The sequence below is a fragment of the Nocardiopsis alborubida genome, from assembly GCF_012396365.1.
Classification (GTDB): Bacteria; Actinomycetota; Actinomycetes; order Streptosporangiales; family Streptosporangiaceae; genus Nocardiopsis; species Nocardiopsis alborubida.
Genome location: NZ_JAAXPG010000003.1, coordinates 183,230 through 195,607 on the forward strand (window position 1 = coordinate 183,230; position 12,378 = coordinate 195,607).

11 protein-coding genes are annotated in these 12,378 nt (G+C 74.6%); 4 read left to right on the forward strand and 7 right to left on the reverse strand.

The features are described from left to right. Positions 1–49 precede the first annotated feature (49 nt). From HGB44_RS04565 to HGB44_RS04575, 3 genes are all read right to left on the reverse strand, one after another. Entirely contained in the window at positions 50–1,558 is a 1,509-nt protein-coding gene (locus HGB44_RS04565; protein ID WP_061079836.1) for a VWA domain-containing protein, read from the reverse strand. A gap of 138 nt (positions 1,559–1,696) precedes the next feature. Continuing rightward, the gene (locus HGB44_RS04570; protein WP_061079835.1) at positions 1,697–2,305 is read right to left on the reverse strand and encodes a hypothetical protein; all 609 of its coding nucleotides are present in this window, start codon (positions 2,303–2,305) and stop codon (positions 1,697–1,699) included. Positions 2,306–2,568: 263 nt separating this feature from the next. Next, complete coding sequence (locus tag HGB44_RS04575; RefSeq protein ID WP_061079834.1) at positions 2,569–3,564, reverse strand: GlxA family transcriptional regulator; 996 nt, start codon at positions 3,562–3,564, stop codon at positions 2,569–2,571. Between the two features lie 70 nt (positions 3,565–3,634). Between HGB44_RS04575 and HGB44_RS04580 the strand changes: the two genes are divergently transcribed. After that, positions 3,635–4,963, forward strand: coding sequence for an MFS transporter (locus HGB44_RS04580; RefSeq protein ID WP_061079833.1), 1,329 nt, complete (start codon positions 3,635–3,637; stop codon positions 4,961–4,963). Beyond that, the gene (locus tag HGB44_RS04585) at positions 4,960–5,484 is read left to right on the forward strand and encodes a hypothetical protein (protein ID WP_061079832.1); all 525 of its coding nucleotides are present in this window, start codon (positions 4,960–4,962) and stop codon (positions 5,482–5,484) included. The genes HGB44_RS04580 and HGB44_RS04585 overlap by 4 nt, the downstream gene beginning before the upstream one ends. Before the next feature lie 434 nt (positions 5,485–5,918). Here the strand turns inward: HGB44_RS04585 and dctA are convergent, their stop codons facing one another. Beyond that, positions 5,919–7,454 carry a C4-dicarboxylate transporter DctA gene (gene dctA / locus HGB44_RS04590; RefSeq protein WP_231972371.1) on the reverse strand — a complete coding sequence of 512 codons (1,536 nt, stop codon included), beginning with the start codon at positions 7,452–7,454 and terminating at the stop codon, positions 5,919–5,921. Between the two features lie 523 nt (positions 7,455–7,977). After that, entirely contained in the window at positions 7,978–8,802 is an 825-nt protein-coding gene (locus tag HGB44_RS04595; protein ID WP_061079831.1) for an SDR family oxidoreductase, read from the reverse strand. 322 nt (positions 8,803–9,124) lie between these two features. Between HGB44_RS04595 and HGB44_RS04600 the strand changes: the two genes are divergently transcribed. Next, complete coding sequence (locus tag HGB44_RS04600) at positions 9,125–10,081, forward strand: AraC family transcriptional regulator (RefSeq protein ID WP_061079830.1); 957 nt, start codon at positions 9,125–9,127, stop codon at positions 10,079–10,081. A gap of 75 nt (positions 10,082–10,156) precedes the next feature. Continuing rightward, positions 10,157–10,942: a class I SAM-dependent methyltransferase gene (locus HGB44_RS04605; RefSeq protein ID WP_061079829.1), complete on the forward strand. Its 786-nt coding sequence runs from the start codon at positions 10,157–10,159 to the stop codon at positions 10,940–10,942. 121 nt (positions 10,943–11,063) lie between these two features. On the opposite strand, the gene HGB44_RS04610 is transcribed toward HGB44_RS04605, so the two are convergent. Together HGB44_RS04610 and HGB44_RS04615 are read right to left on the reverse strand one after the other, a co-directional pair. Then, positions 11,064–11,522, reverse strand: coding sequence for a GNAT family N-acetyltransferase (locus HGB44_RS04610; RefSeq protein WP_061079828.1), 459 nt, complete (start codon positions 11,520–11,522; stop codon positions 11,064–11,066). 160 nt (positions 11,523–11,682) lie between these two features. Next, the gene (locus HGB44_RS04615; RefSeq protein WP_168443947.1) at positions 11,683–12,312 is read right to left on the reverse strand and encodes an HAD-IA family hydrolase; all 630 of its coding nucleotides are present in this window, start codon (positions 12,310–12,312) and stop codon (positions 11,683–11,685) included. Positions 12,313–12,378: the final 66 nt, after the last annotated feature.

Here is a 12,378-nt window from a genome sequence, read left to right on the forward strand (position 1 = left end):
CCGCCGCCGCGCACAACATCCTGGTCAGGGCGCTCCGCCCGGAGCCGCCTCAGGACTCCCGCGGGGGCGCGTCCCGGTCGGGGGCGGGGCGTCCGCCGTCGGTCTGCTGACCCCGGATGAGGCGCCCGCGGCCACCGCGACCGGAGCCCTGACCGGAATCGCGGTCCCCGTCCCGGTCCGCGCGTCCACCGTCTCCGGACCGGTCCCCGTCCTCCCCGGTCCGGTTCCCGGCCCCGTCGGCCCGGTGTCGGCCGTCCTGCGCGGCTCCCGGCCGCTGACGTCCGCTCTTGCGCGAGTAACCCGACTGGCTCGCGTACAGCGACTTGGAGACCCGGGAGGCGTCGCCGGTCCGGGCCATCCCCGCCATATGCCGCAGCTCCTCCATCTGCGCGCGCACCTCCGGGGGCGGAGCCGCCGCCCGCGCCCCGTACGGGGCGGCACCGGCGGGCGCCACCGGCGGCATGTGGTCGGCCAGGTCCGTCCGCGCGTCCTCCAGCAGGCCCGCGGCGCCGGAGCGGTCGCCCCGTCGCATGGCCTCGCTGGCCTTCCTCTTGGCGGTCTGCGCCCGCTGCAGGACCTCCTCGGCGCGCACCTCCGGCCGGGGCACCCGCTCTTCGGCCGCGTCCTCCGCGACCACGCCGAGTTCGACGGGCAGGGACACGGTGCGGCTGGCCAGCGTGACCGGGTCGGCGTAGGTGACCTCCAGCGTGGTGACGGCGCCCGGCGCGGACAACCCGGAGACCTCCAGGCGCAGCAGCAGGCGGCGCCGCTCCCCGGAGTGGAAGTCGCCCAGTTCGACCACCACCGACCCGTCCGCGAGCTGGTGGGAGGGCATCTCGCCCACCACGGACACGGCGCGCAGGAGCGGGCCGGGCGGAACCCGCAGCGACACGGCCTGCGCGGTCTTGGCCAGCAGGTACTCGGCCTCCTGGGAGATGAGGCCGCCCGCGGTGTCGGGGTCCTCGGCGAACAGGGCGCTGCCCGCGCCGCCGTCGGCCACCGCGCCGAGCAGTGCCTCGTCGTAGCCCAGGCCGTACCCCAGGGTCGTGGTGGTCACCCCGTGGGAGTAGGCGTCGGCCGCCACCTGCCGGAGCAGGTCGTGGTCGGTGACGCCCTGGTTGGCGTGTCCGTCGGAGATCAGCAGCAGGGTGGCGCCCCGGTCGGCTCCGGCGCGGCGGGCCTCCTGTACGCCGCGCATCAGCCCGCTGGACAGGTCGGTGCCACCCGATGCGTGCAGCCCGGAGATCAGGCGGCGCACCCGCGCCTTGTCCTCCAGCGGTCCGCAGGGCACCTCGACGCGGGCCTGGCTGTTGAAGGACACGAGCCCGAAGTTGTCGGAGGGGGCGAGCCGCTCCACCAGCGAGAGCAGGGCGCGCACCGCGCCGTCCAGGCGCCCTCCGCCCATGGACCCGCTGCGGTCCAGCACGACCTGGAGGGTGGCGGGCGGCCGCTCGGTGTCCTCCTCGCGTTCGGGGGCGGTGATGTCGACCAGGGCGGACACGGCGTCGTCGGTGTCCCGGGGGACGGTGTCGAAGTCCAACAGCGCTGACAGGTGCATGCGGTCTCCGGGGGGTCGGGGGCGTGGCCTCCCAGCCTAGGAAGCGACACCGACGTTCGCGCGGTCCGGAGCGGCCGGATCGGGCCACTCCGGACCGCGCCCCGGGACGCGCGCTTCGGCACGGGTCCGGGCGGGGCCTCAGACCCGGCGCAGGCCCAGGCGGTGCAGCTCCAACGCGGCCAGCGCCTCCACGGTTCCCCGGTCGCCGGAGTGCCAGGCGCCCGCCGGGTCCTCGTGCGTACCGGCCAGCCGGGACGGGGAAGCCGAGGTCAGGGCGCGCAGGGCCAGCAGCCGGGACCGCGCCTCGGGCGCGAGCCCGCGCAGCCGCTTGGCGGCGCTGGCGCGGCGCACCCACCGGGCGCGCATGGGCAACCAGGTGGAGGCGAGCAGCAGCAGCGGAAGCACGGCGGTCAGCAGCGGCAGGGCCGTCGCGAGCGAGGCCACCGTCTCCTGGAAGGAGACCCCGGCTGCGGTGAGGGACCCACCGGTCTCGCTCATGTCGGTGAACGGTGTGGCCAGGGCCTCCCCGGCCAGGGGCACCCGCCGGGCCTGTTCGGCCGCGGCTTCCATGTGCTCACTGAAGCCCTCGCCCGTGCTCACCATGAGTTCGCCGGGGCGGTTGAGGGCCATGAGGGTCTCGCGCAGCGACAGCGCCGCGCTGACCCACGCGTACGCCCAGACGGCGGCGAGCAGGTCGGAGGCGAACTGGAGGAACGCGCGCACGGGGTACTCGGCGTAGAGCTTCACGGGGCCTCCCGGGGGGGTGGGGGTGGGCGTGGGCGAAGACCCACGGTTCCCCGTTACCCGTTCCGGGCCCCCTCACGCCGCGGACCGCGCCGCCACGGGCGGTCCCGCGCCCGTGGCCCGCTCTCCCCGCGCTCCGTCCCGCGCCCCGGTGCTGGCCGGAACCGCTCCGGACGCGCACCGCACCGACCACCCCGGCGGGGCCGTCCCCGTCGGGGAGCCCGCCGCCCGAGGCGCCGGCCGGGGCCCCCGGACCCCGGGCAGGTTCAGGCCGCGTCCGGTGTGCCGCGGAAGGTGCGCCGGTAGGCGCTGGGGGACACTCCCAGCTCGGCGTGCATGTGCTGGCGCAGTGACGCCGCCGTGCCGAAACCCGCCTCGTGCGCGACCACGTCCACCGGCAGGTCCGACTCCTCCAGCAGTTGCCGGGCCCGGTCCAGACGCTGCCGGGCGACCCACTGGCCGGGTGAGAGCCCCACCTCCTCGCGGAACCGCCGGGTGAGGGTACGCACGCTCACGGCCTCCTGGAGGGCCATCTCCCGCAGGCTCGGCTGGAGGTGGAGGTGCTCCAGGGCCCAGGCGCGCGCCCGACCCGTCGCGGCACGCTCCGGCGCGGGCACGGGACGGCGGATGTACTGGGCCTGGCCGCCGTCGCGGTGGGGCGGGACGACGGTGCTGCGCGCCACCTCGTTGGCCACGGCGGCGCCGTGGTCGGCGCGGATCATGTGCAGGCCCAGGTCGATGCCCGAGGCGACCCCGGCGGCGGTCAGCACGCGCCCGTTGTCGGTGTACAGCACGTCCGGGTCCAGGTCGATGCCGGGGTACATGGCGCGGAAGTAGCCCGCGGACTTCCAGTGGGTGGTCACGCGGCACCCGTCCAGGAGCCCCGCCGCGGCGAGCACGAACGCGCCGGTGCAGATCGAGGCCACGCGCGTGGTCGGCGGGATGCGCGCGACGGCCGCGGCCAGAGCCGGTGCGAGGGGGGCGTGCGGGCGTTCGCCGTAGTCCTCGTCGGCGGCGGGCAGGACCACCGTGTCGGCCTCGTCGAGGGCCTCCGGGCCGTGGGCCACGTTGATCGTGAAGTCGGTGTCGGTGCTGACCTCCCCCGGTTCCAGCGTGCAGGTGACGACCTCGTAGAGCGGCTCCCCGTCCGCGCCCCGGGCCTGGCCGAACAGGCGGTGGACGATGCCCGACTCGATGGGCAGCAGGCCGTGCCGGACGAGGACGGCCACGCGGTGGCGGCCGGACCGCGAGAAAATCCTCATGGCCCGATTCTTGCGCATGTTGGCTTTCAGGACACTGTCGGGGAGGGGGACCGCGAAGGAGGCTGGGGCCATGGCCGAGAACACCGCTTCCGCGCACAAACCCGCACGCACCCGGTTCCACCGCGCGTGGCCGGTCGCCATCGTCGCGTGCCTGACCATCGTGGCCGCGGCGGCCTTCGCCGCGATGCCCGGAATCCTGACCGAACCCCTGCACACCGAGTACGGGTGGTCCCGCGGGGCGATCGGTACGGCGGCCTCGGTCAACATGCTCGTCTACGGCCTGACCGCCCCGTTCGCCGCGGCGCTGATGGACCGGTTCGGTGTCCGCCGCACCGCCCTGGCGGCCCTGGGGGCCGTCGTGACGGGGGCCGGACTGACCCTTGTCATGACCACCGCCTGGCAGCTGACCCTCTACTGGGGGCTGCTCATCGGCGCGGGCACCGGGTCACTGGCGATGACGTTCGCCGCCACCGTGGCCGACAACTGGTTCGTCGAACGCCGTGGGCTGGTCATCGGCGCCCTGACCGGGGCCAGTGCCTTCGGCCAGCTGGTGTTCCTGCCCGCACTGGCATGGATCGTCGACAACCAGGGATGGCGTCCGGCCGTCGTGACCCTGGCGCTGACGGCGGGCGTGATGATCGTCCTCATCGCCCTGGTGCTCCGCGACCACCCCGCCGACCTGGGGCAGCGCCCCTACGGTTCCGCGGTCTTCGTGGACAGGCCCCGGGCGGACCGGGGCGCGGCGCGCCGGACCGTGGAGGTCCTGTTCTCCTCGGTGCGCAGCCGCCGGTTCTGGCTCCTGGGCGGAACGTTCGCGGTGTGCGGCGCGACCACCAACGGCATCATGTGGACCCATTTCGTGCCCGCCGCCCAGGACCACGGGATGGCCGTCACGGCCGCAGCTGCGCTGGTGTCGACGATCGGTGTCTTCTCCCTGGTGGGGACGATCCTGTCCGGATGGCTCACCGACCGGGTGGACCCGCGCCTGCTCCTGGTCGCCTACTACGCGGGGCGGGGCGTGCTCCTGGCCGCGCTGCCCGCGCTGTTCGGTCCGGACACCGGGGCGGCGATGGTGGCCTTCGTCGTGGTGTTCGGCCTGCTCGACGTCGCGACGGTGCCCCCGACCATCCTGCTGTGCCGACGGCTCTTCGGCGCCGACGGGGCCATCGTCTTCGGGTGGGTCAACGCCGTCCACCAGGTCGGGGCGGGGGCCATGGCGGTCTTCGGCGGTTTCGTCCGTGACGTGGGCGGAAGCTACGGGCCGGTGTGGCTGATGGCCGCCGCCCTGTGCGGTGCCGCCGCGATGCTGGCCTTCGGGGTGCCGCGCGGCACGGAGGTGTCCCGCCTCGCGGACGAGGGGCCCGGAGGGGCCCGTGCCGACGGGCGGGAGGGGGCGTGAGCGAGACGGGGGACAGCGGTGTCCGGGACGGCGCCGAGCACCCCGCGGGCGCCCGTGCGGGAGCCGGCTCCGGTACGGCCCGCGGGGCCGGGCGCCCGTCACCAGGGTTCTCCGCCGTGCTGGTGGTCCTCGCCGCCCTGGCGGCCTACGTGGGGTTCGCCGGGCTGGAGCAGGGGCTGCGCGCGGCGCGCGGCGAGGGCGCACCGGGCGTGTTCACCGTGTCGAGCATCACCTGCGTCCAGCACCCCGGGCACGAGTCGTGCACCTGCAACGGCACCTTCACCGGTGACGGGGGAGGGGAGCCGCGCGGGGTCTACCTGCACGCGGCCGGGCGCGACACCTGCCAGGAGGGAGCGCGGATCCCGGCCGTGGACGCCGGGGCCTCCAACCGCGTCTACGGCCCGGACGGCTCCCGGGAGTGGATCCTGTCCTCGTTCCTCCTCGCGGCGTGCCCGGCCCTGGTCGGCGGCGTCGCGGCGAACTGGGTGCGCTACCTGCGGCGGGTGGCCCGGACGGGGTGATCCGGACCGCGCCTGCCTTCGCTGACCCGCCTTCGCGCCGCCCTGCGCCCGCGGCGAGGCGGACGGGCCGATCGGCACGGACCTGTGCCCGGACCTGGTCACCACCATCCGCGCGGAGCTCGCCGCGCTCGGCTCCCGTACCGACGAACTCCAGCGCCGCCGCGGAGCCCTCTCCCGGCGGCTCGCGGACTGCTGAACCCGGACGCGGGCCGCCCCGGGCGGACCTGGCGGTCCGTCCGGGGCGGTGGGAGCCGGTGCCCGTACGAGGGACGGGAGCGTACGGACACCGGGCGCGGGCCGGGGGACGGGCTGGGAGTGTCCGGCCCGCGGTCTGGAGCCGCGGTCGACCCGGGGGCTCGTGCCGCGGACGGCGGAGTGGACCGTCCGCCGACCGAGGCGAGCCGTTGACCGCGGTCTGGCGCCGCGGTGCGTGGTCAGCCGCGCGGTGCGCCCACGGGGGTGCGCCGGTCCCCGCCTTCGTCACCGGAGGCGTCGGCCGTCCTGACGGCCTCGGCGTTCGCGTCGGCGTCCCCGGCCGTGCCGGAGGGGTCCGAGGACCCGCCCCCGTCGGAACCCCCGGCGGGCTTGTCGTAGCTCATGAGGGCGTCCATGTCGATGCTGTCCGGGTTCCTCAGCGTGTGGGCGAGGCGCTCGCGGTCCAGGCCGCCGGTCCAGCGGGCGATGACCAGGGTGCCCACCGCGTTGCCGATGAGGTTGGTCAGGGCGCGGCCCTCGGACATGAAGCGGTCGATGCCGACGATGAGCGCGATGCCCGCCAGCGGGATCACGTCGCCGAACGCGGCCAGCGAGGCGGCCAGGGTCACCAGACCGGCGCCGCTGACGCCCGCCGCGCCCTTGCTGGAGAGCAGCATGAACAGCAGGAGCCCGACCTGGGTCCAGACGGAGATGTCCGAGCCGGTGGCCTGGGCGATGAAGATGGCGCCCATGGTCATGTAGATCGCGGTGCCGTCCAGGTTGAAGGAGTACCCGGTCGGGATGGTCAGGCCCACCACGGACTTCTTGGCGCCCGCGGCCTCCAGCTTGGTCATCATGCGCGGCAGCACCGACTCGCTGGAGGAGGTGCCCAGCACGATGAGGAGCTCGTCGCGGATCAGGCGCACCATGCGGAACAGGCTGAACCCGGCCAGGCGGCTGACGACGCCCAGGACGACGACGACGAACAGCACGCAGGTGACGTAGAAGCTGAGCATGAAGTAGGCGAGGCTGCTCAGCACCTGGCCGCCGTACTCGCCGATGGTGAAGGCCATGCCGCCGAAGGCGCCGACGGGCGCCGCGTACATGACGATCCTGATGACGCCGAACATGATGTGCGACATCGTGTCCAGGGCGCGGACCGCGGGCTCGCCGCGCCTGCCGAGCATGGTCAGGGCGCAGGCGACCAGGATGGCCAGGACCAGGACCTGGATCAGCTCGCCCTCCACGAAGGCGGAGAAGAACGAGTCGGGGATCATGTGGAGGATGAAGCCGGAGAAACCGGTTCCGCCCGCCTCGGCCTCGGCGATGGTGTCCGCGGCGTCGGCCTCGTCGAAGGACACGTTCAGGCCCACACCCGGGCGCATGATGTTGACGGTGACCAGGCCGATGGCCAGGGCGACCACGGTCAGCGCGGTGAAGTACACCAGGGTGCGCAGGGCCAGCCCGCCGGCCTTGGCCAGGTTGCCCAGGCCGGCGATGCCCACGACGACGGTGCAGAAGATGGTCGGGGCGATGACCACCTTGACGAGCTTGATGAACAGGTCGGCCAGCCAGCGCATGTCCGCGGCCCAGGCAGGGAAGAGCAGACCGACGGCGATGCCGAGCGCGATACCGACGAGCACCCAGAAGTACAGGTGACGGTAGATGGGCTTCCTGCGCCGGGGCGGTGCCTTGTCGGCACTCTGCCCGGGGGCGGCGGCGCGTCCGGGACTCGGCATGGCCTTCTCCTCCAGGTCCTGTGTGTAGCGGCTCACAGGAACCTTCACGCCAGAGGCGCGTAACGGCCAACCCACGAGGGGGAAACTTAAGGTTTACCTGACATTTGATCACTTTCGGTGGTGTGGTCCCGGATTTCTGTTCACTGAGGGTGTTTGTCTGTGCGGGTGTTCACGCGCTTCGGTGGCTCCCCGTGAGGGGTGTGGTGGGAGTGGTCGGGTCGTCTGCGAATGCGGAATGCCCTGACCTGCGTTGACTCCGGTTCGCGGTTCGGTCGGTGGTAACGGAGGGCAACCGTTCCGGTGGCGGGCTCACAACGGGAGCGGGCCTCGGAGGGGCGGGGGAGACCCCCGTTCTCCAGTCGACCGCGACGCGCGCGGGAGGCGCCGGAGCGGGTCCGCCCCTGTGGGCAACCCCTGCCCGGCACCTCCCGCGGACCGGTCCTGCCGGACGGCCCTTGTGGACGGCCCCGGCGGACGCTCCCCGCGGGGCGGCCCCGGGCCGACACCCCGCTCGCCCGGCGGCTCCACGCTGGGCGCCCCGCATGCAGCGTCCCCGCGCTCAGCGCCTCCAGACCCCGGAGGCCCCAGCCCGGCGGACGTACCCGGTGAAGTCCGCGGCCGGGCGGCCCAGCGCCTTCTCCACCCCGTCGGCGGGTTCGGCGTTGCGGCCGTCCAGGATCTCGCCGAACAGCTCGGTCAGACCGTGGGCCACCTCCGCGGGCAGCCCCGCGGCGACCGCCCCGGCGACGAAGTCCTGCGGTGGGACACAGCGGCAGGCGACGGGATACCCGGCGGCCTCACCGATCAGGCGGGTGGCCTCGGTGAACGTCAGGGACCGGGGGCCGGTCAGCTCGTACAGCTCACCGCCGTGCCCGTCCTCCGTCAGCGCCCGGGCCGCGATCTCGGCGACGTCGTCGAGGTCGACGAAGGGCTCGGACACGTCCGGCACGGGCAGGGCCACGGTGCCCTCCAGGACCGGCCCGAGCAGGAAGCTCTCGGAGAAGTCCTGCGCGAAGACCGAGCAGCGCAGCACGGTCAGGCCGGGGAACACCGCGCGCACGGCGTGCTCCGCGCGCTCGGCCCCCTCCTCGCCGCGGCCGGACAGCAGCACCGCGCGCCGTACGCCGTTCCGGGCGGCGCGGGAGGCGAAGGCGGCGACGGTCTCGCTGGCTCCGGGAAAGGCCAGGTCGGGGTGGTAGCACAGGTAGACGGAGGTGGCCCCCTCCAGGACGGCGTCCCAGGTGGCGGGTTCGTGCCAGTCGAAGCGGGGTTCGCCGGAGCGTGAGCCGACCCGGACGTCGGTGCCGCGCTCGCGCAGCAGGCGGGTGACGCGGCGGCCGGTCATGCCGGTGCCGCCGGTGACGAGGACGTGTTCTGTGGTCATGTCCCCAGTCCATCAACTCGGGCTCGGACGGAACATAGTCAGAAAGCTGGTGTGCATAAGCGTTCGTCTGAATCCGGCGTGGTTTTCGTCGTTCCCGGACTTCGCCCCTGCCCCTGCTCCCGCTCCGGCCCCCTCCTTCCCCGCCCTGCGGCCCGGAACGGCCCGGGGCTGCGGAGCGGGGTCGGTTCGTGCGGCTGCGGAGCGGGCCCGCCCGAACGGCTCCGGAGCGGACCTGTCCGGGAGAGCGGTCGGCACCGCCCCAGAGGGGATCCGCGTGTCCGGCGGGAGGCGGCCCTCCCGTGCGCGTCACTAGGGTGAGGCCATGGACCCCCTCGTGCACCTCCTGGACGGGCCACGCGCGCGCGGCGCCTTCACCCTGCGCACCGTCATGAGCCCGCCCTGGGGCATCGACATCCGCGACGAGGCCGCCCTCACCCTGGTCGTGGTCACCTCCGGACACGCCTGGGTGGCGGCGTGCGGGAAGGAGGTCGAGGCCGGTCCCGGCGACCTGGTGCTCGTGCGGGGCCCGGAGCCCTACGTGATCGCCGACAGCCCCGGCTGGGAACCCACGGTCACCGCCCTGCCGGGTGGGCGGTGCGTGGCCCGCGACGGCGCGGAGGTCCACGTGTCCATGAGCCACGGCGTCGGCACCTGGGGAAACGACCCCGACGGCACCGACACCATGGTCGTGGGCGCCTACCTGGACGACAGCGAGGTCGGCCGCCTCGCCCTGGCCGCGCTGCCGTCGCTGGCGGTGCTCCCCGAGGGCCGGGTCGACCCCGCGCTGGTGGAGCTGCTCGCCCGCGAGATCACCACCGGCCACGTCGCCCAGACCAGCCTCAACGACCGGCTCCTGGACTGCCTGCTGGTGATGGCGGTGCGCGCCTGGCTGGAGGACAACCCCGACAGCGCGCCCAACTGGCTCACCGCCCGCAGCGACCCCGTCGTCGCGCGGGCGCTGGAGCTGGTCCACGAGCGCGTCGCCGAGCCCTGGACCCTGGAGGCCCTGGCGGGGGAGTGCGCGGTCTCCCGCGCCACTCTGGCCGCGCGCTTCCAGCGGGCCGTGGGCACCCCGCCGATGACCTACCTGCGCACCTGGCGGCTGACGGTGGCCTGCGACCTGCTCACCGCGCGCCCGGGGCTGGGCCTGGAGGCCGTGGCCGCCCGGGTGGGCTACGGGAGCGCGTTCGCGTTCAGCTCCGCCTTCAAGAACCACACGGGCGCGAGCCCGTCCGCCTACCGGGCGATGAGGGCGGAACGCGTACCGCACGAGGCCTGACGCCGCCCCGAGCCCCCTTCGGTTAGGTTCGTGTTCCCGGGGCCCGGAGACCAGGGCACGGGAGAAGGGGACGCGATGAACGACAGGACCCAGGCGTTCGATCAGCTCAGCGAGGACTACCGCCGTTTCCGGCCGGGATACCCCCGGCCCCTGCTCGACCGACTGCGCGCCCACGTCCTCGCCGGTGCGCGGAGTTCCTGGCCCGAACCCCGGCTCCTGCTCGACGTCGGCGCGGGAACGGGCATATCCACCCGCGCCCTGCGCCACGTCTTCGGCCCGGGCCCCCGTGTGGTCGGCGTCGAGCCGGGGCACTCCATGCGCGCCACCGCCGCCGAGGAGCCCGACGGGGTCGAGTACGTGGACGGCCGCGCCGAGAGGGTTCCCTTCCCCGACGCGTCGGCCTCCCTGGTGCTGGCCGCGCAGGCCGTCCACTGGTTCGACCGGCCCGCCTTCTACGCCGAGGCCGCGCGCCTGCTCCTGCCGGGCGGCACCGTCGCCGTCCTCAACAACGACCGCGACTGGACCGCCAGCGCGTTCGTCGACGCCCACGAGAGCCTGATGGAGGAGTACGGCGACGACTACCGGCGCGACTACCGCGCCTACGACACCGCCGCTGAGGCGGAGGCCCAGGACGGCCTCGTCGACGCCACCGAGTCCACCGCCGCCTGGACGCGCGAACTCGACGCGGCGGGCTTCGTCGGAAGCGCGCTGTCCTCCAGCAGGATGGCCGCCGTGGTCCGCAACATCGGCGAGGAGCGCACCCGGGAGGCCCTCACGGCGCTCGTCGCCGCGCACTTCCCCGACGGGAACGTGCGCGTCCCCTACGTCACGCGGCTCCACCTGGCCCGCCGGACGCCGTAGCCGCGCGCCGGTGCCCGCCCGGCCGCGGGGTCCGGCGCGCGGCCGCTCCGCTTCGCGCCCGCTGATCCCGTGCGCCTCGGTTCCGGGTCCCTCGGTTCCCGGTTCGCCGTTCCGCGTCCGGTCAGTCGAGCCGCTTCTTGAAACCGACGTGGGAGGCGGTGTACCCCAGCCGCTCGTAGAAGCGGTGTGCGTCCCCGCGTGAGGCGTCCGAGGTCAGCTGGAGCATGGCGGCTCCCCGGCGGCGGGCCTCCTCCTCGGCCCAGGCCAGCAGGTCGGTGCCCAGACCGCCGCCGCGCTCACCCGAGTGCACCCGCACCGCCTCCACCTGGGCGCGGGTGGCGCCCCGGTGGGACAGGCCCGGGAGGAACGTCAGCTGGAGGGTTCCCACCACCCGGCCGTCGCGGCGGGCCACCGCCAGGAACTGGTGCGGGTCGGCGTCGATCACCCGGAAGGCCGCCAGGTAGGGGATCGGGTCCCCGGGATCCTCCCGCAGGGCGCCCAGCGCGTCGTCGGCGAGCATGGCGACGATCGCCGCCACGTCCTCGGCGCGGGCCCGGTCGATGGTGACGCCGTCGTTCAAGGGTGCTCCGTACGTTCTCAGGCGCTCCGGCGGCGCCGGGCGCGGTCGACGGGTCCTGGTTCCGAGCGGTTCCGAAGGAGCGGTGGTCCGACCGCCCGGAGCGCCCCCTCGTGTCGCGGGCGGTACGGCCCCCGACCCGGGGCGGAAGCAGGGACAGGGACTACGGGAGCAGCAGCGCGGCCACGGCTTCGAGGTCCGCCACCACGGTGGTCGCGTGGTCGAGGTCGTCGGGTCCGGTCGTGGAGGCCACGGCCACCACGGGCATGCCCGCGTCCAGTCCGGAGCGGACGCCGCTCACGGAGTCCTCCACCACCACGCACCGCCCGGGCGCGACCCCCATGCGCTCGGCGCCCAGCAGGTACGGGGCCGGGTGGGGCTTGCCCTCGACCACCTGGTCGGCGGTCACCAGTACGCGGGGGAGGGGCAGCCCGGCCGTCGCGATCCGCGAACGCGCGATCCGGTCGCTCCCGGACGTGACGATCGCCCAGGGGCGCCCGTGCGCGTCGAGTCCGGCCAGGAGTTCGCGCGCGCCGGGCACGACCCGGACGCCGTCCCCGGCCGCGGCCTCGTGGGCCTCGATCCGGGACGCCTCGGTCAGCGGGTCCAGGTGCGGGGCGAAGAGGCGGACCAGGTCCACGTCGGTCCGCCCGTGGTGGTCTTCGAGCACCGCGCCGACGTCCAGACCGCGTTCCACGGCCCACGCGGTCAGTCCCGCGCGGATGCTCGCGGTGGAGTCCACCAGCACGCCGTCCAGGTCGAACAGCACGGTCGCCTCGTCGTAGCCGCCCACGTCACTCCCTCGTCCGGTCCTCGTCGGGCACTCCAGAGTGCCATCCGAGATCGCCGGGTCGGCGAC

Coding starts and splice junctions, on each gene's coding strand:
- HGB44_RS04575 (WP_061079834.1), bottom strand. CDS start 3,564: ATGAGGATTTTCTCGCGGTCCGGCCGCCACCGCGTGGCCGTCCTCGTC.
- HGB44_RS04580 (WP_061079833.1), top strand. CDS start 3,635: ATGGCCGAGAACACCGCTTCCGCGCACAAACCCGCACGCACCCGGTTC.
- HGB44_RS04595 (WP_061079831.1), bottom strand. CDS start 8,802: ATGACCACAGAACACGTCCTCGTCACCGGCGGCACCGGCATGACCGGC.
- HGB44_RS04565 (WP_061079836.1), bottom strand. CDS start 1,558: ATGCACCTGTCAGCGCTGTTGGACTTCGACACCGTCCCCCGGGACACC.
- HGB44_RS04600 (WP_061079830.1), top strand. CDS start 9,125: ATGGACCCCCTCGTGCACCTCCTGGACGGGCCACGCGCGCGCGGCGCC.
- HGB44_RS04605 (WP_061079829.1), top strand. CDS start 10,157: ATGAACGACAGGACCCAGGCGTTCGATCAGCTCAGCGAGGACTACCGC.